This window comes from Pseudomonas sp. ZY71 (assembly GCF_036542145.1).
In the GTDB taxonomy this organism is placed as follows: Bacteria; Pseudomonadota; Gammaproteobacteria; order Pseudomonadales; family Pseudomonadaceae; genus Aquipseudomonas; species Aquipseudomonas koreensis_A.
Genome location: NZ_CP144274.1, coordinates 3,424,362 through 3,449,734, shown reverse-complemented (window position 1 = coordinate 3,449,734; position 25,373 = coordinate 3,424,362). Strand labels below are relative to the sequence as shown.

The window sequence follows — 25,373 nt, the reverse complement described above, 5'->3', positions numbered from 1 at the left end:
AAATCCGTTTGTTCAAAGACGAGGGGTAGGGCGGGGATTTAGTGTCAAACGAGAAATATTGTTATTTGGAAGTGTTTCAGCGGTGGGGCTCGACCATGCTTCAAAAGCAGAAGATCGCAGCCTTCGGCAGCTCCTGCACTGATTTCTGTAGGAACTGCCGAAGGCTGCGATCTTTTGCTCTTGCCGCTATCAGACGCGCAAACGAATCTGCCGCCCCAACACATCCATCACATCACAGCCATCGCGCAACAACATTGCCGCCGCATGCGCGAGTTGCTGCACATCCGCGCCTTTCGCTGACGAGATATCCAGGCTCGCCAGACTTTCCATCATCTGCGTCACCGCCAGAAAACGGCTCGCCGCGCTGCTGTGCAAGACATCCAGCGGCGCCTCAGTGGAAACGAGCAGAACTGGAATACTGTCCTCGTTGTGCGTCATCGAAATATGCGAGTTCATACGTCACCCCGGGCCTGCGCGGCGTGCACACGAGCGATGGCAGCAAGCATCAGTGCTCGGGCATTGGCAAGCATTTGCTGGCTGGCCCAGCGCATCGAGTTGCTGTGTTCCGGGCGAGCGACGCTAGGGGCTTGGTGGGCGAGGGTTTCGGCGCAGTTGAGGTAGACGGCCGCGTGTTCGAGGGCGTCGAGGAGCGAGATGTCGGGTCGGACGTTGAAAGGGTGGTGAGCGACCTGGTCGCGGGGGATGGAATTTGTGGTTGGATCGGTCATTGGTGAAACTCCTTAGTCATCAAGAGCTGCCACCAGATCGCCGTCAAACGAATGGGTGGCAACTGTGCGCAGGTTGACGGACCGGTCTAAGGTACCCGGCGCACTCGAAAGTGCCCTGCACACAGTCACCATTTAGCTTTGTTTCGAGCACACGAGCGCGCTAGCAAAGTTGGAGAACAATGCACACCTTAAAATCGCCGAGCCGTCAAACCCGATCACGAATGAGTCGTGACAGGCGCGAGGATAGGGAGTGAGGGCAGGGCAGTCAACCGCTGCAGTCTGCTGGAGTTTGTCGAGATTCCTTGTAGGCGCAAAGCTACTCGCTTTTGACAATCCGGATGTTTTTTCAAAGTGAAAGATTGCAGTCTGCAGTACTGTCTAAGCTGGTTTTTAAGAATTACTGCAGGCTGCGATCATAGTTATAAATGAACCCAACGTTGCTTGCTCCCATTTAGTCCAACAGGTAACACATGGCATTTTTTTACCTTGGTGCAGCCAAGCTTCAAACCTTATTGGGAAATGGGTTCGATCTCAATAGATTTGAAGTAGGCTGCCTTCAATGAAAAACATTTTAATCAGTAAGCATATTTCGTAAAGGATATCTATGTCTTCTGTTTTTAGGAGTTACGGTGTGCAAGGTTTGTAAATGGTTATTTTGTCAATGTCGAAGTTGGCAGTGTGTTTAGGGGATGTATGGGGTTTATATAGTACGATTAATGTTTTTTCACTTTTGGCTACAAAGGGTACTCGAAGAGAACCCCATTCAGCTCTATCGATTATGTCAATAAATAAGTCGTCTTTTGCTGCGAAATATTGAATGGCAGCAGGGCCTCTTCCATCAACAACCGAAGCTCTTGCTACGACTTCAAGTTCGTAGCGGCTACCTGGCTCAGTCGCAATTTCCTTTTCCAGGTAGTTTCCTGAAGGCTGTTGATTTTCCGTCATATTGCTGAATAGGTAAAAGCCGCCGTCCGCGCCCACAAATTCAAATTTTGCTCCGGCTGGCCCTGACTTCCATCCGTTGTAGCTTCTGTCGTTGAAGTCTGCGAGGTCGATAATGGTTTCTGATGCTCGTTGATTAGTAGACATTAGTAGAACTCCATTGGTAGGAGTAAGTATTACAGCGTTTTTATTTTAATTGCGCACCTGTCAGATCTGACAGGTGCGCGCAGATTCCAGACGAACGGTAGAATACTCGGTGCTAGGCTCAAACCAAAAACTCTACATATTCGATGCGGAGCTTTTATAAGATTATCAACAGGTTCTAGCTTTCAGGGGATAGTTGACGGACCAGCCCTAGAAACCGGAGCACTCGAAGGCGGCCTACGCAAAGCTCCCATAGAAGCTATGCAAGGACCCTGGAATACTTCGGGCGGTGAAATCCGATCTCGAATGAATCGTGACAGGGGGGAGTATAGGGAGGGCATGGCAGTTAACCGCTGCAGCTGTTGCAAAATAACTCCATTCTTTTTGGGAGCGAACCTGTACGCAAAAGCGTTTTATCATTCAATCTCTATTGACTGACTCGTCGCGGTTGCGAACAGGCCCCCTTACAAGCAGAAAGGTTAGTTGCTGTCGTCATTTGCTCACAAACAGCCTGGCCGTTTTCATAGGGTAAATTGAAAATTGTCCAGCTCTAGTTGTTGTGCGCTTAATGTACCTTCGATTCGTAATCTGAATATTGTCGGAGTTGAAAATTTAATAGCAGTTGGCCGAATGCGCTCTGATCGAAAGACTTTTGTCTCTAAGGTTCTTCCGGATTTGTCATAAGTTGTCAAATTGCACTCTACATCGGATTTCCCCACAATCCAGAAACTGAGGCTGGAGTACGTTGATCTGAACTGGTAGTCCACTATGCTGTTGTCGAATATCATTAATCTTGATTTGTCGAGTGGGCTTATTGTATAAGAACTGGTTGCAACCCTTACACTGCCTGACCCGCTGACCCATGTTAGTTGCCCGCTGCGAAGTTCATGATAGGGCACACCTTTAGGCTTTACTTCGAAATTGTCCGAACGAAAATCCTCGCTCAGTGAAAGCTCAATTGGACGCACATCAGCAGAGTCAGATCTTAATCCATTATGCAAATCCTTAACCCAAAATCCATACATGGTAGCTGTGTTAAGGCCCGTGACAGATTTTTCCCAATAGCCAGTTGTCGCATTGGCAGAAACTTGACCTAAGGACGTTCCAGAGAATATTTGGACTTTGGATCCCTTAGTGGCATAGCCACTTAGCTTGACAGCGGTTTCTAATGTGAAGCGATTAAGTCCGGGGATTTCAATCCCGCTCGGTAAGCCTTTTATTGAGGTGATCGTCGGACGGACTGCCTGCGCAACCTTAACGGTGTACGTGCGCAGCGGAAATTCCACTGCAGTATCAAAATTAGCGACCTTGTCATAGTTCACCTTGAACGTAATCGTCAGCGTAGTTCCATCCTTAAGCTCCCGTAACCATGCAACTAGCGCAGCTGTCACCAACCCCTCCGCCTGCTGATGCGCCTCACCTGCCCAGAACACGTACTCTACGGGCTTGCCGTTTTTGTCAGTACCGTCATAGCGCAACCAGATGCACTGGTACAAAGCCTGCAGCAACCATTTGTCGATGCGTAACTGCGCCGAATCTTTCAGTAGTGTTACATCCAGTTCATTGCCGACCGCTCCATCGATTGATGGCGTTGGCAGATTGTTATCGCCATCAACAATCGCCGCTACATGCAGCGTCGACTCTTTCGAACCCTGCGGTGTTCCATTAAGAGTAACGATGTAACTGACCTTCACATCTTTATTGCCCAAGTTGAGCGGCACCACCGAATTAGGCAGCGGAATCTCCAGATCCTGCTGTGCCGTCACGTTGACCGGGCCGACTGTAATGCTGCCTTCACCCGGCGTGCCAGCCCAGGTCACGCTCACCTGTGTACCGACCATGTTCGGGAACGCGCGGACAATCGCGGTCAGTGTGTCTTTGGCGGCGAAGGGCTGAAGGACATTATTGACTGCTTCCTTGATCTCGGGATCTTTCAGATCCGGCTTTACCCCGACATTGAACTTCAGCGTATCCGAATAACTCGTCCCACCCGCCGCCCACTCGATCTGGTAATCCGCCTCCGCCGTCCCGCCTTCGTTGTCCTTGATCAGTTCGGCCTTGATCGGGAACGGCACAGGCTGGCCGGCGGTGAAGGAGCTCAGTTTGACCCAGTCGCTGTTTACGCCAGTGTTTGAGCCTCTCCAGAAGCGGGTGACGATGTCGCCAACGGAAGTCTTGAGGTAGTTCACGGTCAGCGTGGTGCCGTTGGTGTCGGGCGGCAGCATGCCGTCGACTACGCCGTCCACTTGAGGCTCGGGCAATTCCTTGCGTGGTTCGCCGATCTGCAGGATGTCGGCGTGGATCGATTCGCGGATGGCGTGGGTCTGGTTGAGTTGGGTCATGGTGCCGAGCACAGGGTCTTCGATCAGCAACTGGTAATACAGCTCCAGTTTTCCGCCAATGATCGCTGTCAGGTGCTGAATGTCGACGATGATCAGCAGCGGATCTTTGGCCTCGTAATCGCCTTGGCTAATCGGCCGTAATGGCAGGGTCGGCAAGTAGGCACTCAAGTCGGGGCGGGTGCCGAGCCAGAACAGTTTGATCGCCTGGCCGGGCAGGAACGAGGCATCGAACGGTATCTCGATACGCACCTGTTTCAGATCCGGGTCCAGAGGGTCAATGGCGCCTTGCTCCGCGTCCAGGGCCACGGGGGCGGCCAGCCGGTGGATCTCGCCGATGGCGCTGATGAATTGGGTCTTGGATTTCAGTTCAGTTGAGCCGTCGGCCTTCTCCAAGCGGTAAGAGAGAGCAATCTGGGTTTGCACCAACTGGCGCAGTACGGCGTTGGGAATATTGGTTTCATGAGTGCTTGGCACGCTGACCAACACTTCACCACGCACTTCGAGATCAATCGGTTGGCCTTCGCGCGGAGTCCCCCTGATTCGCAGGACGGGCCGGTCGCCGACTTTAAACGAGTTGCCTGAGATCCAGACCTGGGCCGTACCGGCGGCGCCGGCCAGTTTATCGACATCCAGCTCATTGTTGATGGCCTCCTTGAGCAACGGTGCGACCAATAACGTCGTGTCAAGTGTCACCACCACCCGTTGTTCGATACTCCAGTCTTCGGAACGGTTGTGGACGGGGTCGTAGACCTCGAAGGCTATGGCCATACCTGTAGCGTCGGAGTCGCCGGCTTTTCTTATCGTCACCTCGGGGATGGTCACGACGAGCGGCGTCGTTCCGTTTGCCTGCTCCTCGGTCAGCTCCGGGGCTTCGTAGAATATACCGCCACAGGTGAACTGGAGCTTATCGCCGGCGGAAGCAAACGGATAAGGCGGCGTGCCGTCGCCCTTGCCGAGGGTGACGGGTATGCCGTTTTTGACGTTCTCCATGTTGATGCCACCCTCCAAAATCTCCTTGGGGATGGACATGACCAGAGCTGGATGGCCCGGGGTTTCGCTGTGGTCAGGGCCACCGGGGAGGGTGGTTTTGACCAGCACCTGCATCACTTCCGAGTGTTCGGGCGTACCGCCGAGGCGGGTGACGGCGTAGGAGATTTTGTGCATACCATCGGGAAAGTGTTTGGCCTGCACGAATATTTGCAGCTCGGTGTTGACCTCATCCTTATCAACGATTTCCAGCCCTATCAGCTGGTCGGAACCCCGCCAGATCCGCAGCGAGTCGCCGATATCCATCGTCCCCCAAGGCCCGGCCTGGCATAGCAGACCCTGACGAGGGAAGTTGAGCTTCAGTGCGGCGAGATTGATGCCCCACGTCAGAGGCGTCTGCGTCACCGGACCTGTACGGCCGGGGATTTTGAGCTCCTTGAGCAGTCGCGGGGCGTTGTTGGATGGGGCGTTGTTGGATGGGGCGTTGGCGGACATAGCGTGGCACTCCGTGGGTTTGAGCGATGGAGTGATTGAACGGCTAAACGGCAGTTTGCGCACCTGTCAGATCTGACAGGTGCGGGCTGAAATCCGACGTACGGTACCCATGTTTCCGGCCCTTGGAATAAAAAAAGCTCTGCATCTTTCGATACAGAGCTTTTCAATGGATCAGGCAAAACGCACTTCGGTTGCGTTCACCTAGAGAGATCCACAGCAGCTTTACTGCTGCGCGACGCCCGCAGGTGCTGCGTCGGGTTTCTTCGGCTTCATCAAACTGAAGTCGATCAACGCGCGCTGCTCAGTCTGGTACGGGTCGCCGATCAGCAATGGGCGCGCCTTGAAGCTGTCGCTGACCAGGCTCTTGCTGCGGTCGAGTTCATCGAAACTCAAACCGGCGAGGTCAGCCCAGGTGTGGATCAGGTGCGAGCTGCTGTAAGGGCGATCCAGATCACCGGCGAAGTTCCAGTCGTGGTTGGCCTTCCACTTCGGCGATGCCCAAGCCATGAACGGGATGGTGTACATCGGCGCAGTCGGTTTGTTTTCGTTGCGGCCCAGGGTCTTGTGGCCCACCGAGTCGAACACGTCTTCACCGTGGTCGGAGAGGTACAGCAGGAAGCCGTTCGGATCGGATTTGGCGTAGTCCTTGATCAGGCTCGACACGACGAAGTCGTTGTACAGCACGGCGTTGTCGTAGCTGTTGTAGGTCGGTACCTGATCATCACGCACACCCGGTGGCACGCCGTTGCGATCCTGAAACTTGTCGAACGTCGGCGGATAGCGGTACTGGTAGCTCATGTGCGTGCCGAGCAAATGCACAACGATGAGTTTGCGCGGTGCCGCATCAGCCAGCGCCTTGTTGAACGGCTCGATCACATCACCGTCGTACTGCGCGGCGTTCTGGTTGCGGTTGTTGTTCAGGTACACCTGCTCGTCAGCCTGTTCGGAGAAGGTCGTGAGCATGGTGTTGCGCTTGGTCATGGTCTGCTGGTTGGTGATCCAGAAGGTTTTGTAACCGGCCTGTTTCATCATGCTGACCAGCGACGGGGTCGACAGGTACAGATCCGGATGCTCTTCGTCAGCAAAGGTCAGCACCTGCTGCAACGCTTCGATGGTGTACGGGCGAGGGGTGACGACGTTGTCGAACACCGCCAGTTGATCCTTGAGCTTGTCCAGTTCCGGCGTGGTGTTGCGCTGATAGCCGTAGAGGCTCATGCGCTGACGGTTGGTCGACTCACCGATGACCAGCACCAGGGTCTTCGGTTGGTCGGCCGAGGCGTCCTTGAGGTTTTTCAGCGGCGGGATCTTGCTGACGTTATGCAGCATGCCCTGCATGTCGGCGAGGGTGTCCAGATAACGGTGATAAGCCACAGCCATCTGCCATGGCACTGCAGGCTCGATGCGGGTTTCGAATTTTTCGAAGCCTTGGGCGAAGGAGCCCATGCGCAGGGTTTGCTTGACCAGTGGATAGCCGACCACGGCGATCACGATTGCGGCGGCGGCTACCCATGCACGGCCACGGGGCATGTACACCGGGCGCAGGCGGGTCCACAGGAAATACGCGAACGCGGTATGTGCAAGGAACGCCACCACCATCCACCAGGCAAAGTACTGGGTCATGTACTCGCCCGCTTCAGAGATGTTCGACTCGAACATGATGAAGATGACGCTTTGCGAGAATTCCTGCTGATAGATGAAGAAATAACCCAGACTGGCCATCGAACAGGCCCACAGCACCACGCCGATCACGGCGGCGAGGACTTTGGTGCGTTTGGGGAAGAGCAGCATTGGCGCCAGCCACAGTGCGCTCATGAAGAACGCCTGACGGAAGCCGCTGAAGCCGGAGGTGCCGGTCAGCTGGATCAGCAGTTGGGTGATACCCGAGAAGTACCAGAAGAATACAAACAGCCAGAGAAGTCCGGCCCAGTCGAAACCTGTCGCAGTCGTTTTGCTGCGTTTGAACAATGCCATTCGGCGCTCCAGCTCACTCGTTACAACCACCGCCGGAACATCCATGAAGCCGACGAACGGAGGCCGTACACGCAGGTACGGCCAGAATGGGGCGGAGTATTACGAAGAGAATGTGAAAAGTTTGTGAGTTGCCGCTTTTTGGCTTTCGCCAGGCGGGCAGCGGTGCATCATGTCGGGAACAGCGGCGGCCGTTCCCGAATCGGGCGGGGGATCAGGCGTGGGGGTGACGCTGAACGACCGGCAAAGGTTGCGGTTGCGCACCCTGGGTCAACAGGCGCAGCTGCGCCAGCTCCTGCTTCAACTGGTCGCGTTCGTCTTTCAACTGACGCAATTCATCGCGACGAATCGTCACGTACAGGGTTTGTGGCGGCATTGCTGTGTGTACTGTGCCCATTGCTCACCTCGCAAATGGCGTGCATCAACTGTAGGTCGCGCCCGATTTGGGTCGCTGACTTACTATCGGCGCCGATTTTGATTTCTTTTGCCTGTGAATGGAACTTTTTTATTTTTCATGGTCGGTGTGTCTTCTGCATGATTCGGGGCGTTATCAGTCTGGATCGGGCACAATGCCCGGAAACTTCATCGCAACGCTCTGGACTAACCTCCATCAGTCGCGTTGGGCTATAACCCATGACACACATTTATTTGTAGTAAGGAGCATCAGCACATGCAACTCGGGATTATTGGACTGGGCCGCATGGGCGGCAATATTGCGCGACGTCTGATGCTCAACGGTCACACCACCGTTGTTTACGACCGCAATACCGCTTTCATCGATAACCTGGTCGCCGAGGGCTCCACCGGCGTCGCCGACTTGCCGGCACTGGTTGCCGGCCTGGCCAAACCGCGCGCGGTCTGGGTCATGCTGCCGGCCGGCGCACCCACCGAAGACACCATCAACACCCTGAGCACGCTGCTTGAAGCCGGCGATACGATCATCGATGGCGGCAACACCAACTATAAGGATGACATTCGCCGGGCCAAGAACCTGGCCGAAAAAGGCCTGCACTACATCGACGTCGGTACTTCCGGCGGCGTCTGGGGCCTGGAGCGCGGCTATTGCATGATGATCGGCGGCGACGCTGAAACCGTGCAGCGCCTCGACCCGCTGTTCGCCGCACTGGCGCCGGGCATGGGTGACATACCGCGCACCAAGGATCGCAAGTCCGACGACCACCGCGCCGAACACGGCTACATCCACGCCGGTCCTGCCGGTGCCGGGCACTTTGTGAAGATGATTCACAACGGTATCGAGTACGGCATGATGGCCGCGTTCGCCGAGGGCTTCGACATTCTCAAGACCAAATCCAGCGAGCGCCTGCCGGAAGATCAGCGTTTTGATCTGAACGTGGCTGACATCGCCGAAGTCTGGCGTCGTGGCAGCGTGGTGTCGTCGTGGTTGCTGGATCTGACCGCTGATGCACTGGCCAGCGATCCGAAGCTCGACGGCTTCTCCGGCTCTGTTGCCGACAGCGGCGAAGGTCAATGGACCATCGAAGCGGCCATGGAACAAGCGGTGCCGGTGCCGGTGCTGTCGAACTCGCTGTTCTCGCGCTACCGTTCGCGCGGTCAGGGCACCTTTGGCGACAAGATTCTTTCGGCCCAGCGCTTCGGCTTCGGCGGCCACGTGGAGACACCGAAGAAATGACCCATACGATCCGCAGAAAATCCAAGGCAGAACCCGCACCACCGACCACGCTGTTTTTGTTCGGTGCCCACGGCGACCTGGTCAAGCGCTTGCTGATGCCAGCGCTGTACAACCTCAGTCGCGACGGCTTGCTTGACGAAAATCTGCGGATCGTGGGCGTTGACCACAACGCCATTACCGATGAGGCCTTCGCGCAGAAGCTTGAAGACTTCATCCGTACCGAAGTGGCGGCGAAGGTCGGCAAGGGCGATCAGATGCTTGATCCGGCCTTGTGGGCCAAGCTCGCCAAAGGTATCAGCTACGTTCAGGGCGACTTTCTGGACGACAGCACCTATTCAGCCCTGGCGGCGAAAATCGCCGACAGCGGCACCGGCAATGCGGTGTTCTACCTGGCCACCGCGCCGCGTTTCTTCAGCGAAGTGGTGCGCCGACTCGGTAGCGCCGGTTTGTTGGAAGAAACCCCTGAAGCGTTCAGAAGGGTGGTGATCGAGAAGCCGTTCGGCTCCGATCTGCAAACCGCTGAAGCGTTGAACGCCTGCTTGCTCAAGGTGATGTCCGAGAAGCAGATCTATCGGATCGACCATTATCTGGGCAAGGAAACCGTGCAGAACATTCTGGTCAGCCGGTTCTCCAACAGCCTGTTCGAAGCGTTCTGGAACAATCACTACATCGACCACGTGCAGATCACCGCAGCTGAAACCGTCGGTGTCGAAACCCGTGGCAGTTTTTACGAGCACACCGGCGCACTGCGTGACATGGTGCCCAATCACCTGTTCCAGTTGCTCGCCATGGTGGCGATGGAACCACCGGCGGCGTTCGGCGCCGACGCGGTTCGCGGTGAGAAAGCCAAAGTGGTCGGGGCGATTCGTCCGTGGACCACTGAAGAGGCGCGGGCCAACTCGGTTCGCGGCCAGTACAGCGCCGGCGAAGTCGACGGCAAGTCACTGAACGCTTATCGCCAAGAGCCTAACGTTTCGCCTGAGAGCAGCACCGAAACCTACGTTGCACTGAAGGTGATGATCGACAACTGGCGTTGGGTCGGCGTGCCGTTCTACCTGCGTACCGGCAAGCGCATGAGTGTGCGCGATACCGAGATCGTCATCTGCTTCAAACCGGCGCCGTATGCGCAATTCCGTGACACCGAAGTCGACGAATTGCAGCCGACCTACCTGCGCATCCAGATCCAGCCCAACGAAGGCATGTGGTTCGACCTGCTGGCCAAGCGACCGGGTCCAGCCTTGAACATGGCCAACATCGAACTGGGTTTTGCCTACAAAGACTTCTTCGAGATGCAGCCGTCGACCGGTTACGAAACCCTGATCTACGACTGCCTCACCGGCGATCAGACGCTGTTCCAGCGCGCCGACAACATCGAGAACGGCTGGCGCGCCGTGCAACCGTTCCTCGACGCCTGGCAACAGGACGCGAGCGTGCAAACCTATGCCGCCGGTGAAGACGGTCCGCAAGCTGCCGAAGATCTGCTGACTCGCGATGGCCGCGTCTGGCATGGCCTGGGATGAGTGACTTGCCGAAACAACCTGTCCGTTTTCTGCTCAGCGACATGGACGGCACGCTGTTGCTGCCGGATCACACGCTGAGTCAGCGCACCATTGATGCGGTGCGTTCGTTGCGTGAGGCGGGCGTGTTGTTCAGCCTCGCCACGGGCCGACCGCCGAAAGCCATGCTGCAGCAGATCGAAGCCCTGGGCGTTGATCTGCCGACAGCGGCGTTTAACGGTGGAACCATCGTCAATCCGGATGGCAGTTTGCTGGTTGCGCATTACCTGCCGGCGACCACCGCGCTGATTGCGCTGGCCACGTTTGCCGATCAGCCGGATGTGGAAATCTGGGTGTTCAGCGGCGGTGACTGGCTGCTCAAGGATCCGCACGGGCCGATGGTGCCGCGCGAACAGCATGGCCTCGGTTACCCGCCGGTGGTGGTCGAGAGTTTCGAGCCGTATCTGGAACGCATCGACAAGATTGTCGCGACCAGCAACAACACTGATCTGTTGATCGAACTGGAGGCGCAACTGCTGGCCAAGGTCAACGGCATGGCGCAGGTGTCGCGTTCACAACCGGTGTATCTCGACGTGACCGCGCTGGAAGCCAACAAGGGCACCGCGCTGGCGACCCTGGCCGCGCACTTGGGCATAGCGTTGGAGCACACTGCTGCGATTGGTGACGGCGGCAACGACCCGGCAATGTTTCATTGCGCAGGGCTGTCGATTGCCATGGGCCAGGCGGAGGAGGCGGTAAAGCGCCAAGCCGACGTGGTCACAGCGCCGAACACCGAAGACGGCGTGGCCCTGGCGATCGAAAACTACATCCTCCCTCGCTGAAAGCACGCAAAACCAAATGTAGGAGTGAGCCTGCTCGCGATAGAAATATATCAGTCACCATTTCCTGGGGCTGACACACCGCTATCGCGAGCAGGCTCACTCCTACAGTTTTTAAGCGGTGTTGATCAGAGCCAGTAGCTCACCGCATACCAGCCCAACAGGCCCATGACGAAAGTGTACGGCAACGCCATCCACACCATCCGCCCATACGACAGACGCACCAGCGGTGCAATCGCTGAAGTCAGCAGGAACAGAAACGCCGCCTGGCCATTCGGCGTCGCGACACTCGGCAAATTCGTACCTGTATTGATCGCAATCGCCAACGTCTCGAAATGCTCACGGCTCATGTGCCCGGCGAGGAATGCCTGTTTCACTTCAGTGATGTAGATCGTCGCGACAAACACGTTGTCACTGATCGCCGACAACAGGCCGTTGGCAATAAACAGCATGCCCGGTTGCTGTTCGACCGGCAGGGCCAGCACCCACTGGATCAACGGCGCAAACAGCTGTTGATCGTGAATCACCGCCACCACGGCAAAAAACACCACCAGCAATGCCGTGAACGGCATGGCGTCCTTGAATGCACTGCCCAAACGATGCTCGTCGGTGATGCCGGTGAACGCGGTGATCAACACAATTACCATCAAGCCGATCAGGCCGACCTCAGCGATGTGAAAGGCCAGGCAGCCGATCAGAATCAATGCCGCCGCGCCTTGCACCAGCAGTGCCGCGCGTTGACGCGCCGTACGTTCGGCGTTGTCTTCGGCAGCGTAGTTGGCCAGCACAGTGCGAACGTTGTCCGGCAGCAGCGTGCCGTAACCGAACCAGCGCAGCTTTTCCAGCAACACGCAGGTGACCAGGCCCGCCGCCAGCACCGGCAGCGAAACCGGCGCTACTTTGGTGAAGAACTCGCCGAAGTGCCAGCCCATTTCATGGCCGATCAGCAGGTTCTGCGGCTCGCCCACCAGTGTGCACACGCCACCCAGCGCCGTACCGACAGCGCCGTGCATCAACAGGCTGCGCAGGAACGCGCGGAATTGTTCCAGGTCTTCGTGGTGCAGTGCCGGCAGGTTCTGGTCGTCGGCAAACTCACTGTCCTGACGCGGATCGTTGCCGGACGCGACACGGTGATAAACGGAATAGAAACCGACCGCTGCACTGATGATCACGGCGGTTACCGTCAAGGCATCGAGAAACGCCGACAGAAACGCGGAAAGAAAGCAGAACATCAAGGCCAGCGCCGCTTTTGAGCGCACGCCCAACAACAGCCGCGAGAACAGAAACAGCAACAAGTCCTTCATGAAATAGATGCCAGCCACCATGAACATCAGCAGCAGGATCACCGGAAAGTTGTGCACCAGTTCATCGTAAAGCGCCTGCGGTGTAGTCATCTTCAACAGCAGGGCTTCGATCAGCAGCAAGCCGCCGGGCATCAGCGGATAGCACTTGAGCGCCATCGCCAGAGTGAAGATGAATTCGATCACCAACAGCCAGCCGGCCGCGACCGGGCCAACGGTGAACAGCACCAGCGCATTGAGGATCAGAAAACCGACGATGGTCGCCTTGTACCAGCGTGGCGACTGCCCGAGAAAGTTGTGCGCGAACGCCTGGGCCATTGAACCGGACATCGGTTGCTCCTTGTCTTTAGAAGCGCGCAAGTTGCCGGATGCCTTGCGGAAGATCAAGTACAGTCCGTGTTTTTCAATGATTGAGGTAACGCGCGACCATTGCTCGGTAGTTGCCATCCAGCGAATAACCGCCGACGAGGATCGCGTCATCCGCCTGCAGGGCCAGCGAATTAGCCGTGTCGAGACTGCGCCCCAGACGCGTGCGCAGCCAACCTTTGCCTTCGCCGAAACTGTGATCCAGGCCGCCATCACTCAAATAACGGGCCACGATAAAATCCGCTTCGATTCCACCAATGGTTGCGCCGACCGCGATAATGCGGCCGTCCGCCATGCGCTGGGCGGCGCTCCATTGGCAGCCGCTGGGGCCGATTTCCAGCAGGTGGGGCTGGCCGCCATGGTTGTGCAGGTTCGGACGGCCATTGGCGTGCAGGCTGTACGCCATGCAACGGATTGGGTCGCGGCTGCTGCCGAAGCAGTGCAGTGCATCTGAAGATTCAATCACCCGACTGACTTGGGCGCTTTTGCCGTGGGCCCTGAAGGCCATGAATCCGTCTACGGCAAAACGCTCGTCGAGACGGCCATTGGGCTCATAGCGCGCTAACAGACCCTCCTGTGGAAAGTCGATTGAACCCGCCACCACAATGCGCCCGTCCTTTTGCAGCATCAGACTGCTCAGCCAGGTGTTGAGCAGCAAGTGACGAATCATCACGAAGCCGCGGCCGTTGAAGGTTTCATCGAGGCTACCATCGGGCTTGAGGCGAATCAGCATGCCGGCATGGTCGGCGAGTTCGAAGTGGTGATTGGCGATCAGCAGAATATGGCCATCGTCCTGCACGACGAAGTCGCAGGCTTCGGCACCCGGTACGCCGGGCGGCAGCCAGCTGTCGCGGCTGCCCATGGACAGATCACCGGGCAGGCCCACCACTTGACGACCGTTGTCACCGAAACTCGGATCCGGCTTGCCCTGTGCGTCGAACAAGGCCAGCGCCGGCAAGGTGCGATGAGCGTTTTCATAATGCAGACCAGCGAGCAGGATGCGCCCGTCGGGGAGTATCCGGACTTTGCCGGCGGTGGCTTCGAAGCCAAGGGCGAAGGTAGTGATCACGCTGCCTTGAACACCGAAGGACAGATCGGCGGAGCCATCGGCGAGCATGCGGGCCAGTCCGAATCGGCTGCCGGCGGCGACGCCGACTTTCGCCGCGACCAGAATCCGACCCTGCGCATCGACGGCGACATCCACCGTCAGGCTCGACACGCTGCCAGCGAAATACACTTGGGCAACGCCAGTCCCGGCAAATGTCCTGTCGAGTTGACCGGTCCGGTTCAATAACGTCGCTGATAACGCCGGTAGCGCAAAAGTGTTCAGAGTGGACATGCACGCATCTCCTTGCGAGTTGACCCGTACCGGGAGCCGGGCGGGTAACTGCATGAGCGAAACATTCAATCCCTGAACCGGGAGAAGTACAACTGTAAGAACTAACAGGTGGAGAGTCGCACTGTGCCAGAACAGTGTCTTTTTGAACCAATAGCAAGCCGGCCAAGCAGTTAAGCCTGAGGAAGTTGCAAATAGTTGTACAAAAGTACGAAGGGTTAAAAAGAAAACAACTAATAGAAGAGGGCGGATGACCTGAACGTCATCCGCATCGCCCGGCTGTTAGTGTGGCATCGACCAGGATTGCAGGCTGTAACCTTCTTCGCTGAGTTCAGCGCGAGCCTGCTGCAGCAGTTGCTCGAGTTGCGCCGGATCGGAATAGGCGCTGCTTGGGATCTGTTTGCGACCGATATGGGAATTGGTCCGGTCGACGACGGTCAGGCTCAGTTCGCCATTGCCGTCTTGTGGCGCCCAGGCCACGCACTGGAAAGGTTTGAACGCGTGGTTGGCAATCAAAAGTGCTTCGTTGATACGGAGCGGGGCGGTCATGGGGTTTTCTCTCTGTCGTGCCCAATCAAGTGATGTGCCGTCGGTTGGGCTTACCGTGCGGCTGGTACTTGTACTGATGCACCGAACCCGCAGGCAGGTCACACATGAAACAAAGAAATTTCAACTTTCTTTCATGGCGTTGCTTTGCAGAGAGGTTTTTGAAAGCTCCCTGAAAGGTTAAGGCTGGAATTAGTCGATAGCTTACTAACAACTTCCGTTCTTATAACGGGTTTGCTTGTACACCTATAAGCAATCGATACAAGGCGCTGTCAAAATCTTGCTAATGTTACAGTCGGGTCTGCCAAATGACTGTTTTTACAATCATTTCTAATAATTTGGCGCCAAGGAACAGTCATGAGCGAAGCGCCTGCGTTACGACGTTTATTGGTGGTCGATCCGTGCGACGATTGCCACCGCTTATTGCCCGGATTACGCGGCGTAGGTTGGGATGTCGACAGCTGTACTTTGGAAAACGCCGGCGATAGAAGTTGTGATGTCGGTTTGTTGCGATTGCAGCCGTTTCACCTCGAACGTCCCGAAGCCGTCAAGGAGCTGATCAGCCGCAGCGGCACCGAATGGATCGCTGTGCTCAATCAGGAAGTCCTGCGTTTACAAAATGTCGGTGATTTCGTCTGTGAATGGTTTTTCGATTTCCATACCTTGCCGTTCGACGTGTCGCGGGTGCAGGTCACCCTCGGCCGGGCATTCGGCATGGCACGGTTGCGCGGGCAGGGCACGATTCACGTGGATCAGCCCGAACATGAACTGCTTGGCGACAGCAAACCGATCCGTGAACTGCGCAAGTTACTGAGCAAACTGGCACCCACCGAATCGCCGGTTCTGATTCGCGGTGAAAGCGGCACCGGTAAAGAACTGGTCGCGCGCACGCTGCATCGACAATCCCAGCGCCACAGTAAACCGTTTGTGGCGATCAACTGTGGGGCGATTCCTGAGCATTTGATTCAGTCCGAGCTGTTCGGCCACGAAAAGGGTGCTTTTACCGGCGCGCATCAACGCAAGATCGGGCGCATCGAAGCGGCCAATGGCGGCACGCTGTTTCTCGATGAAATCGGTGATCTGCCGCTGGAATTGCAAGCCAATCTGCTGCGTTTCCTGCAAGAAAGGCACATCGAACGCGTCGGCGGCAGCCAGCCGATTCCGGTGGATGTGCGCGTTCTGGCGGCGACCCACGTCGACCTTGAGGCCGCCATCGAGAAGAAGCGTTTTCGTGAAGATCTGTATTACCGGCTCAACGTCCTGCAAGTGGTCACCGCGCCTTTGCGCGAACGCCACGGCGACCTCTCAATGCTGGCCAACCATTTTTCCCACTTTTACAGCCACGAAACCGGCCGACGCCCACGCAGTTTCAGCGAAGACGCGCTGATTGCCATGGGCAAGCATGACTGGCCGGGCAACGTCCGTGAGCTGGCCAACCGTGTGCGGCGCGGGCTGGTGTTGGCCGAAGGCCGGCAGATCGAGGCCCGAGACCTGGGGCTGATCAGCCAGCACTCGATCGCGACCCCCATGGGCACGCTGGAAGACTACAAGACCCGCGCCGAACGCCAGGCACTGTGTGATGTGTTGAACCGGCACAGCGATAATCTCAGTGTTGCGGCCAAGGTCCTTGGCGTGTCTCGGCCGACGTTTTATCGCCTGCTGCATAAACACCAGATTCGCTAGATAGCTGAAGATCAAAAGATCGCAGCCTGCGGCAGCTCCTACAGGGATTACACATTCCCAATGCAGGAGCTGCCGCAGGCTGCGATCTTTTGCTTTTACCTAGAAGTAATACGGGAATTTCAGGCTGAAGGAAAAGTCCGGGGCATCGTCGGTCAGACCGATCGACAAGTTCGGAACAATCGTCAGGTTGTCGGTGGCCGCAATGGTCATGCCGACGTTGAAATAACCGGCGTTGGCGTCACTGGACACCACCGATTGCCAATCGCCGCCATCCTGTTTCAGCTTGCTTTTGCGTTGCACCAGGTCAGACATCGAGAACGACATACTCATCTTCTCGTTCAGCGCAAACGCAATACCGGCGCCGATCTGGAAGCTGTCGCCGATCTTTACCTTGCCCGGGTTTTTCTGGTTGACCGTCGAGCTGATGTCGTCAAACGACTCCTCCAGGTTGTGGGTATAGGACAAGCTGCCGAACAGCACCGCCGGGTCAAACGTCTTGACCAGCGATATGCCCGGAGTGACCGACCAGACGCCGTTGCCGGTAGGCAGGGTGTCAGGCACGAACAGGTTCGAGTTGGCATCGGTCTGGCGCAACTTGATGCCGAACGGATCCTTGCCGGTTGGCGCTTTGACCCGCAAGGTGACCACCGCATCCGGCGTATTGACCGACTCGTCGAGGAACTTGTAGGCGATACCGAAATTGACGTCGCCAATGGTTGGATCGCGTGTTACGTCCTGCTCGGTCGTGACGTTGGACGCACCGCCGTTGCCGCCGCCGGATTGATAAGTCGAATCGCGGTAGACCACCGGCACGTTCAGGTCGAACTGCCAGCGATTGTCGAAGTTGTAGCGGCCCGTGAGGTCGAGGGTCCAGGTGTCAGCCTTGATTCGGTCAAGGTTGATGTTGCCGAGAAAAATCGAGTCCAGTGCCAGAAAGCCGTTGAGAATCAACTGACGGGTGTCGTAGCGCGAGTAGGTGATACCGGTTTCGAAGCTGAATTTGCCACCGCCGAAGAAGCCACTGGCCTCGTCGTACAGGTTGGACACACTTTGTGCCGGTTGCGAATCATCTGCCAGCGATTGCCCGTAAGAAGCCCCACTACCTCCGGCTGCGCCCCCCGACGCTGCTGCGGCCCCGGTACCGGTGGCCACTTTTGGATTGCCTTTCAAATCCGATGGCGACTTGGCCAACCGTTTCGGTTGCGGCGCCGCCGGTTGATCTTCGACCTGGCGAACCCGTTGTTCGAGTACCGCCAGGGCTTTTTGTTGTACTTCGTAACGTTGCTTCAGCTCCAGAAGTTCTTGTTTCAGGACTTCTACGTCGGCGTCCGGTGCCGCTTGCAGCATCGCTGCAGGTAGAAGAGTGCTCAAACAAACAGCGGCACGCAGTGATACTGATCGATACATGAATAAGCCGTCCCTTTAAGCCCAATGATCGAGACTCAGCGTAGTTCAATATCCAATATTGCGTAGTGCCCTGAGTTGAGTCAGGTTGCAATCCAGTGCGCCGGCGCTCATGCCGTTATTGTTCAGGACGACGTTGAGTTGAGTCATGTTATTGACCACGTTGGCACTGCCCAGCAAACGGGTGTTCTGCAGCAACCCACCCTGGGCGACTTGTTGCAGGGCCGTGCCTTGATTGCCGGAGGCCTGAATGGCCATTTGCACGCCGCCTCCGCTTGCCGAGACGGCGACGCTGCCTGCCGCATTGCTGCCGCCGATTGTCTGGCCGGCCATCAAGGCCTGCCCTTGGGCGGGAGCCAGTGCTGGCGCCTGATTGGCCTCTTTGACGTTGATGGCGACGTTGTTGTAGGCCGTATTGCTGTCGCCAGCGGCACGCACGCTTTGTGTCACGCCCTGGCTGCTATCAAGGCCGGCGCCACCGGTGATCGTGCCAGTACCCGCTGACAGGGTGCCGCCGTTGCCGTGTTCCTTGATGGTTTGAACATAGAATTCAGGTTTTACCGTTGCAGCCTGAAGTTGCATCGAGGTCGAAGCCCCGATCAAATCGCCACTGGCGTTGCGCCAGGTACTGCTCATGACAATGCCGAAGCTGATAATCCGCCCCGGCATGACATAACGACCACGTAACTCGGACAACTCCTTGTCTTGTATTTCTATAGGTTTGAATCCTGCATTGGCATAGCCTGACGCACTCGCTGCCAGGCAGGCGGCGGCCAGCCAGTATGAGGTTTTCATCTGCTGCTCCCGGGACATCCAGTCCCATTCTCTATAATCGGCGATTAAAAGAAGTCGCTCTGTATGAACCCGAAATCCATCAATTCAGCATCTTTGACCGGGTTGAATCCATCCAGCTTGTTCTTGGCCGTCAAAGGCACCGGAGGGCTGCGCAAGGCGTTGGCCTTGTCATATCCGGGACCGACGATGGCGAAGACAATGCCGTTCCAACCTTTGACAAAGTCATCATGTTTGTAGCGTTTATGGCCGAGAACCGGGTCTCCGATGTAAACCCAATCCTTGTCCGCTCGCTGCAGCACGACGAAATGCTTGTAGCCGCGAATTTCCATCAGTACCACCACCGGAATAGTGACTGCGTCGAGCTTCTCCGATGGAATCTTGTAACCCCTGGCGCGCATGCCGATGCTTTCTATGTAGCGCTTCATGTCCAGCATGGAAAACCCTTGAGTACGAACCAGGTTCTGGTCAGCGTTGACCAGCATGCCTTTGATGATGTGCTCCTCATCGACGTCGAGCCAATAGGCCTGGCGTAACACCGTGGCCAGTGCAGCAGCGCCGCAGCTGAAATCGGTTTTCTGTTCGACGATGTCGGCAAACTTGCGCTCACGAATGCTTTGCACGTTCTTGTAGATGAGCGTGCCACCCGGCAAGGCAGCCACGGGCATCTGCCCGGCCTGAGTCAGGCCACAGACGAGAAGCAGAGGGAGGAGGGCAGTCTTACGCATGATCGATACGCCTTTGCGGACTGAGGAAAAGCCCCGTTTCCGGGGCTTTCGTTTCGATCGCGACTACAGGCAGGCTTTGCAACCTGCAGCGATGGACAGCGAGTTGCTTTGTTGGTTACCAACACCGGCGGCGTTGTTGTAACCAGCGTTGCCGGAGAAGCTGTTACCAACGTTGGAGATGCTTGCGTTGTTGGTCACAGGGTTTTTCCAGCCGTCTGGGGTCAGCACTTGTTGCGTGGTTACACCGGCGAGACCGAAGATGCCGACAGCTTCAAAGGTCGCTTTCTGATCTTTGCTGCCGCCGCTGCCGCCATGACCACGGTCGTTGTCGCCATAACCGCCACCACCATGGCCTTTGTCGCCTTCGATGGTCGCTTTGCCAGCTGCTACGAATGCGCCAGCAGCGGTGAAGGTACCTCTCAGAGTATCGGTTTTGTAGGTTTGAGTGCCGTTGTTGGACACAGTCAACCCAGTGGAGCTTTGGTTGGCGGCGGCAGCGGCGTTAGCGACACGACCACCGGATACAGCAATGGCCAGGTTGTTTTTCTGTTGGTTGAAGTTGCCGGCACTGTTGTTCACACCGATGTTGCCGGAACCGCCGTTACCCACGTTGTTGAGGTTGGCGTTGTTGGTTGTCGAGTAGTTGGCAACCGCGTTGTTGTTGTTGACTTGAGTCGCGCTGGAAACGGACACGGCAGTGCCGAAGATAAAGCTTTCGTCGGCAGTCGCCAGTGCAGCGGCGTTGTCTTGCTGGTTGCCATCGCCGGCGGTGTTGTTCATGCCGACGTTGCCGTTGGTGCCATTGGCCGAGTCGCGAACGGAGGCATCATTTTTGGTGCCTTGGTTGCCCACCAGGTTGCCATCGCTGTTCTGCGTGTCGAGTACGGCAGCACCAGCGCCGGCGCCGATTTGCAGAAGTTGTTCCAGGGTAGGGCCTTTTGGTTCATGGTTGCCATGACCATTGCCGTGCCCGTTACCATGATCGTCATCACGACCGCCTGCCTGTGCTGCGATTGCCATCACTGCTGCAAGTGCGAAAACCAGTGGTTTGAGAGCCATTGTAGGTTTCATGGTGTTTCTCCATCGTGCTTATTAGTTGGTTAAGTGTTGGTACTTTCTAATTGCACTGCTTTTGTTGTTTGGGTCAGTCAGCGACCCGGATGCTCAGGGTGTTAGCCATTCGGTTCCCCACCCCGGCACTCTGGTTCACCTGGATTACCCCGCGGCTGCCGGTGAAGGCCTGATCACTTGTCGTGACCTGGCGACTGCCGGGTGAGGTACCAGTTGCTCCTGAGCTCGGTAAAAGCGCCACGTTCTGTTGGGAAAGGGCACTGTCGTCAACGCTCTGCGGGCCAGCACTGATGCTGATGCGCGTGACGTTGGCCATCTGGTTGTTGGCACCGGCGCCCTGGTTAACACCGAGGATTCCGTTGCCATTGCTGAAAGAGTTGCCGCCGATGGTGGCGCTGGCATTCGTCGAGGGGTTACCGGGTGTGTCGATGTGCTGGCGGACGGTGGTGGTGGCGCTGGCCGCGGTGCCAATGGCGATGGCCTTGGTGTTGGTCTGTTGCATCTGGTCGCCAGCGGCCTGGTTGACGTTGTAGTTGCCGCGGTACTGAATGCCGGTGTCCTGAATGTTCGCGTTGTTCACTGAGCTGGGGTCGGCCGCCATGGCACTGGCGCAGCCGAAGAGGGCAAGCAGGAGCAGGCAACGATTCATCTTATTGGCCTCCAGCCATGCGGGTCAGCGGCGCAAGGCCTGCGCCCATGGCGCGGTTGACGGTATTGGAGATGGAACCGCCGGCGCCGCCGCCGTGGCCGCTGCTCATGCCGGGCAGGCCGTTGGTATTGGTCAGGGTGTTCATGCCGGGCAGATTCGCCGTCGGCGTGCTGATGTTGCCGCGGATCGAAGAGCCACTGGCCACGCTGGCAAACTCGCCGTCATTGAGCTCAGTGCTGCTCATCGCTTGATTGATGCGGCCTGAAGGGTTGGCATTGACGGTGGTTGGATAAGGGTCTTTACCGCCGCTGCGACCAATAGGAATCGGCTGAACATCGCGATTGAGGACAATCACGCCGTTGCCTTCTGCCTGTACGTTGAAGCTGATAAACGTACTGGCTGCTGATCCGATCAGCAGAAGGCAGGTCAAACCTTTTTGGATATTCCCCACGGCTGCAATTCCTTCTTCAGTGGGCTGGCCCGAGTCAGCGTTGTGAAGGAGAGAGCGAAAGCTGTGCCGCTTTTTAAAAGTGTTTGGGTTTCAATGAGTTGCAGAATAAGCGCGCACGTTCGATACACAACCTGTTTCAATCTTGAAACACGCATTGCTGGGCCGACCTGTCCATTGGCTTAACAAAGCTCTGGAACAAGGGTTTGCAGCGGTGTGTATCAGCCTTGTAACAACCGGGATGACAAAGCGATGAACAGTGCTGAAACGGCCACTTTGCACACGGACGAGTGTTTCAGGAACGGACACTTTGTCCCCGAAACAGGGGAAAGCGCCGGGTAAGGTGACCCATTGGCTGGGTCACTGGGCCAGTAATTGCTCGACGGCGGCAAATGCCTGAGTCTGGCGTTCGCCCCAATTGCCCTGAATGATCTGAAAACGCTGGTGATGGTTTTCAAGCCAGTTTCGCGTGGCCTGGTAAAACGCCAGTCGCTCGTCCAGATCGGGTTGGCAGCGCTGGCCGTCATCGCTCCAGTCGATCTGCTCTGGCGAGAGTAAAAGGTGCAGGTCGTAATGCCGCCCCGACAATTCCGATTCCAGCCAGTCCGGGCAGTCGCCGAACAGCGTCTGACTCCACAGCATATTGCTCAGCAAATGGGTGTCGAGAATCAGCAACGACGGCTGTTGCGCCCGCGCTTCATCTTCCCACTGCAACTGGCCCCGAGCGATTCCAGGGATGTCTGCCAGACAGGTGTCACGGGGATTGAGTTCGATAAAGCGGCGCACGTACTCATCCACGCGCAAGCCGCCAAAGCGTTGTTGCAGGCCCGCCGCCAGCCAGCTCTTGCCGGTGGATTCAGGCCCGGTCAGCACCACGACCTTCATGTGCGCAACGCCGGATCGGCGCGCCATTCGCGAAAGCCTTGAATCGCCAGCAAGGTAAACAGCCCGTACAGCGCAGCGGTCAGGTACAGCCCTTTGTAGACGAACAAGCCGACAAAGATCACATCGAGCACGAACCACAGCGCCCAGCACTGCAGGCGTTTCTGCGCCATCCACAGTTGCGCGACCAGGCTGAAACCGGTCAGCGCCGCATCCAGCCACGGTTGCGCGGCGTCGGTCCAATGCGCCATGGCTGCACCGAGCAAGACACTGCCGACGGCGCCAACGGCCAGACCGACCAATAGCGAACGGTGATCGAGGCGGGTGACCTCGCGGCCGTCATGCATCGTCCCGGCGCGGGTCCATTGCCACCAGCCATAGACTTGCAGCGCGGCGTAAATCACTTGCAGCAACATGTCCGAGTACAGCTTCACTTCAAAGAAGATCCAGCTGTAGAGCAAGACCATGACCAGCCCGATCGGCCAGCACCACGGATTCTGTTTGACCGTCAGCCAGACGGCGATCACGCCGAGTGCGGCGGCAAACAGTTCAAGCCCGGACATGTGGGTTCCTTGGGGGAGTGAAAGAAGGGGGCGGATTGTACCCAAAAACGTGTAGGAGTGAGCCTGCTCGCGATAGCGGTGTGTCAGCGAAATTTATACCGGCTGAAACACCGCTATCGCGAGCAGGCTCACTCCTACAGGGGGTGGTGTCTAGACGCGGAACTGGCGCAGGAGGGCGTTCAGTTGTTCGCTCAATTGGCCGAGGCGCAGGCTGGCCGCACTCGACTGCTCGGCCGCGATCGCCGTGCTGTGCGAGAGGCCAGCAGCCTGTGTCACGTTCTGATTGATGTCCTCGACCACATGCGCCTGCTGCAATGTAGCGCTGGCAATCGACGCATTCAGACCATTGAGATTACGCAGGGCCTGGCCAATGGCATTCAGACTGGCACCGGCCAGCCCGGCTTGTTCGATGGTCAATTGCGACGCCTTGCTGCTGTCGCCGATCACCTTCACGGCGGCTTCGGAATGGTTCTGCAGGCGCTCGATCATCGACTGGATTTCCGCGGTCGATTTCTGCGTACGCTGCGCCAACAAGCGCACTTCATCCGCCACCACGGCAAACCCGCGACCTTGTTCACCGGCCCGCGCCGCTTCGATCGCGGCGTTGAGCGCGAGCAGGTTGGTCTGCTCGGCAATCGAACGGATCACCTCCAGCACGCTACCGATCTGGGTGCTTTCGGCAGCCAGAGTGCGAATCACCTCAACCGCTTGATCAATGGTCCCGGACAGCTTGTCGATCTGCTGCAAGCTGCCATCGATGTTGATCTGGCCCTGTTGCGCCTGCGCTTCGGCGTCGCGCATTTCCGCGGCGGCGTGTTCGGCGTTCTTCGCCACATCTTGCACGCCATAGGTCACCTCGTTGATCGCCGTGGCCACCAGTTCCATCTGCTGCGACTGCTGCTGGCTGCGTTGCTGGGCCTGCGAGGCGTCGTTGCCCAGTTCGCTGGACGACTGGCCCAAGGCGCTGGCCGACACCTGCAAATCACCGATCACCCGGCGTAGTTTGGCGGTAAAGGCGTTGAAGTGATGCGCCAGTTCAGTGACCTCATCCTTGCCATGGGTATCGAGGCTGCGCGTCAGGTCGCTTTCGCCACTGGCGATGTTGGCCATGGCGTTCACGGTTTCCTGCAGCGGGCGCACAATGCTGCGCGCGATGAGGATCACCAGCAGCGCCATGATCACGGCAATCGCCAGGCCGATGACGGTGGCCTTGATCACTTGGCCCTGGAATTCCGCCTGGACGTCGTCGACGTAAACCCCGGAGCCGAGCACCCAGCCCCACGGTTCGAACAGTTTCACGTAAGAAGTCTTGGCCACCGGCTCACTGGCACCCGGTTTTGGCCAGCGGTAATCGACCATGCCGGCGCCTTTGGCCTTGGCGATGGCAACCATTTCGTTGAACACCGCAAAACCGTCCGGATCACGGATCGCCGAGAGGTTCTGGCCTTCGAGTTTCGGGTTGGTCGGGTGCATGACCATCACGGGCGTGAGGTCGTTGATCCAGAAGTAATCGCTCTGGTCGTAGCGCAGTCCACGAATGGCGGTGAGGGCCTGTTTCTGCGCGGCGTCTTTTGTCAGCGTGCCGGCGGTTTCGAGGTCGTGGTAATAGGTCAGCAGGCCGCTGGCCGTCTGCACCACGTGCTGGGTTTTCTGGGCTTTGGCATGGTAGAGATCATCGTGAATCTGCTTGAGCATCAACACGCCCAAGGTCAGCAACATGACCACCGCCACAATCAAGATGAGCCACAAGCGTCGGCTGATCGACACACTGCGCAAGCTGTTCATAACGCTGTCACTCCGGATTCTTTTTCTTGTAATAAACGACCGCCAGCATCCAACCACGATTTTGTGAGCGGGCATACGCGACCCAAGTCGTATAACGCGGCAGCGCTATTAAGGCTTGTCTGTTAGGATTTCGGCCCCGCGCGTGAAAACCTGAATCCAAATTGATATTTCACGGAATTTTGACCGTTTCGTGTGGATCCTGTGCGTGCGGAATCGGTACAGCCATA

The 25,373-nt window shown here is 57.2% G+C and carries 22 protein-coding genes; 4 read left to right on the top strand and 18 right to left on the bottom strand.

Annotated elements, in window-relative coordinates:
* Positions 1-189 precede the first annotated feature (189 nt).
* From VY732_RS15250 to VY732_RS15225, 6 genes are all read right to left on the bottom strand, one after another.
* Positions 190-456 carry a short-chain dehydrogenase gene (locus tag VY732_RS15250; RefSeq protein WP_150751474.1) on the bottom strand — a complete coding sequence of 89 codons (267 nt, stop codon included), beginning with the start codon at positions 454-456 and terminating at the stop codon, positions 190-192.
* Positions 453-728: a hypothetical protein gene (locus VY732_RS15245; RefSeq protein WP_331691110.1), complete on the bottom strand. Its 276-nt coding sequence runs from the start codon at positions 726-728 to the stop codon at positions 453-455. The genes VY732_RS15250 and VY732_RS15245 overlap by 4 nt, the downstream gene beginning before the upstream one ends.
* A 624-nt stretch (positions 729-1,352) precedes the next feature.
* A complete protein-coding gene (locus VY732_RS15240) occupies positions 1,353-1,817 on the bottom strand; it encodes a hypothetical protein (protein WP_331691109.1) in 465 nt (154 codons plus the stop codon).
* 518 nt (positions 1,818-2,335) lie between these two features.
* Positions 2,336-5,638, bottom strand: a complete 3,303-nt coding sequence (locus tag VY732_RS15235; protein WP_331691108.1) for a hypothetical protein — start codon at positions 5,636-5,638, stop codon at positions 2,336-2,338.
* A 222-nt stretch (positions 5,639-5,860) separates the two neighbouring features.
* Positions 5,861-7,609 (bottom strand): phosphoethanolamine transferase CptA, encoded by a 1,749-nt coding sequence (locus VY732_RS15230; protein WP_331691107.1) that lies wholly within the window; start codon positions 7,607-7,609, stop codon positions 5,861-5,863.
* Positions 7,610-7,820: 211 nt separating this feature from the next.
* On the bottom strand, positions 7,821-8,003 hold the full coding sequence (locus tag VY732_RS15225; RefSeq protein WP_016983768.1) for a DUF6026 family protein: 183 nt from the start codon (positions 8,001-8,003) through the stop codon (positions 7,821-7,823).
* Positions 8,004-8,276: 273 nt separating this feature from the next.
* Here VY732_RS15225 and gnd point away from each other — a divergent pair, with 273 nt between their 5' ends.
* The 3 genes from gnd to VY732_RS15210 are packed head-to-tail and all read left to right on the top strand — an operon-like array spanning position 8,277 to position 11,595.
* A complete protein-coding gene (gene gnd, locus VY732_RS15220) occupies positions 8,277-9,257 on the top strand; it encodes a phosphogluconate dehydrogenase (NAD(+)-dependent, decarboxylating) (protein WP_331691106.1) in 981 nt (326 codons plus the stop codon).
* Entirely contained in the window at positions 9,254-10,777 is a 1,524-nt protein-coding gene (zwf, locus tag VY732_RS15215) for a glucose-6-phosphate dehydrogenase (protein WP_331691105.1), read from the top strand. The genes gnd and zwf overlap by 4 nt, the downstream gene beginning before the upstream one ends.
* Positions 10,774-11,595 (top strand): HAD family hydrolase, encoded by an 822-nt coding sequence (locus VY732_RS15210; protein WP_331691104.1) that lies wholly within the window; start codon positions 10,774-10,776, stop codon positions 11,593-11,595. Before zwf ends, VY732_RS15210 begins: the two co-directional genes overlap by 4 nt.
* A gap of 125 nt (positions 11,596-11,720) precedes the next feature.
* On the opposite strand, the gene nhaB is transcribed toward VY732_RS15210, so the two are convergent.
* The 3 genes from nhaB to VY732_RS15195 all read right to left on the bottom strand — a co-directional run bounded on the left by nhaB (position 11,721) and on the right by VY732_RS15195 (position 15,144).
* Positions 11,721-13,223, bottom strand: coding sequence for a sodium/proton antiporter NhaB (gene nhaB, locus VY732_RS15205; protein ID WP_137216743.1), 1,503 nt, complete (start codon positions 13,221-13,223; stop codon positions 11,721-11,723).
* A gap of 73 nt (positions 13,224-13,296) precedes the next feature.
* A complete protein-coding gene (locus VY732_RS15200) occupies positions 13,297-14,598 on the bottom strand; it encodes a hypothetical protein (RefSeq protein WP_331691103.1) in 1,302 nt (433 codons plus the stop codon).
* Positions 14,599-14,877: 279 nt separating this feature from the next.
* The gene (locus tag VY732_RS15195; RefSeq protein ID WP_116030401.1) at positions 14,878-15,144 is read right to left on the bottom strand and encodes a hypothetical protein; all 267 of its coding nucleotides are present in this window, start codon (positions 15,142-15,144) and stop codon (positions 14,878-14,880) included.
* A 354-nt stretch (positions 15,145-15,498) separates the two neighbouring features.
* Between VY732_RS15195 and VY732_RS15190 the strand changes: the two genes are divergently transcribed.
* Positions 15,499-16,824, top strand: coding sequence for a sigma-54 dependent transcriptional regulator (locus VY732_RS15190; protein WP_137216741.1), 1,326 nt, complete (start codon positions 15,499-15,501; stop codon positions 16,822-16,824).
* 99 nt (positions 16,825-16,923) lie between these two features.
* Here VY732_RS15190 and VY732_RS15185 read toward each other — a convergent pair whose 3' ends face one another.
* The 9 genes from VY732_RS15185 to VY732_RS15145 form a co-directional block, all read right to left on the bottom strand.
* Positions 16,924-18,231 (bottom strand): hypothetical protein, encoded by a 1,308-nt coding sequence (locus tag VY732_RS15185; RefSeq protein ID WP_077572754.1) that lies wholly within the window; start codon positions 18,229-18,231, stop codon positions 16,924-16,926.
* Between the two features lie 45 nt (positions 18,232-18,276).
* Positions 18,277-19,023: a hypothetical protein gene (locus tag VY732_RS15180; protein ID WP_077572755.1), complete on the bottom strand. Its 747-nt coding sequence runs from the start codon at positions 19,021-19,023 to the stop codon at positions 18,277-18,279.
* 44 nt (positions 19,024-19,067) lie between these two features.
* On the bottom strand, positions 19,068-19,748 hold the full coding sequence (locus tag VY732_RS15175; protein ID WP_077572756.1) for a C39 family peptidase: 681 nt from the start codon (positions 19,746-19,748) through the stop codon (positions 19,068-19,070).
* Between the two features lie 63 nt (positions 19,749-19,811).
* Positions 19,812-20,819 carry a heme utilization protein gene (locus VY732_RS15170; protein ID WP_077572757.1) on the bottom strand — a complete coding sequence of 336 codons (1,008 nt, stop codon included), beginning with the start codon at positions 20,817-20,819 and terminating at the stop codon, positions 19,812-19,814.
* 73 nt (positions 20,820-20,892) lie between these two features.
* Positions 20,893-21,468, bottom strand: a complete 576-nt coding sequence (locus VY732_RS15165) for an adhesin (protein WP_116030400.1) — start codon at positions 21,466-21,468, stop codon at positions 20,893-20,895.
* Position 21,469: 1 nt separating this feature from the next.
* Positions 21,470-21,919 carry a hypothetical protein gene (locus tag VY732_RS15160; RefSeq protein ID WP_331691102.1) on the bottom strand — a complete coding sequence of 150 codons (450 nt, stop codon included), beginning with the start codon at positions 21,917-21,919 and terminating at the stop codon, positions 21,470-21,472.
* A 357-nt stretch (positions 21,920-22,276) separates the two neighbouring features.
* Positions 22,277-22,801, bottom strand: coding sequence for an AAA family ATPase (locus VY732_RS15155; RefSeq protein ID WP_331695875.1), 525 nt, complete (start codon positions 22,799-22,801; stop codon positions 22,277-22,279).
* Entirely contained in the window at positions 22,798-23,361 is a 564-nt protein-coding gene (gene pnuC, locus VY732_RS15150) for a nicotinamide riboside transporter PnuC (RefSeq protein WP_331691101.1), read from the bottom strand. The genes VY732_RS15155 and pnuC overlap by 4 nt, the downstream gene beginning before the upstream one ends.
* 150 nt (positions 23,362-23,511) lie before the next feature.
* Positions 23,512-25,146, bottom strand: a complete 1,635-nt coding sequence (locus VY732_RS15145; RefSeq protein ID WP_077572761.1) for a methyl-accepting chemotaxis protein — start codon at positions 25,144-25,146, stop codon at positions 23,512-23,514.
* Positions 25,147-25,373: the final 227 nt, after the last annotated feature.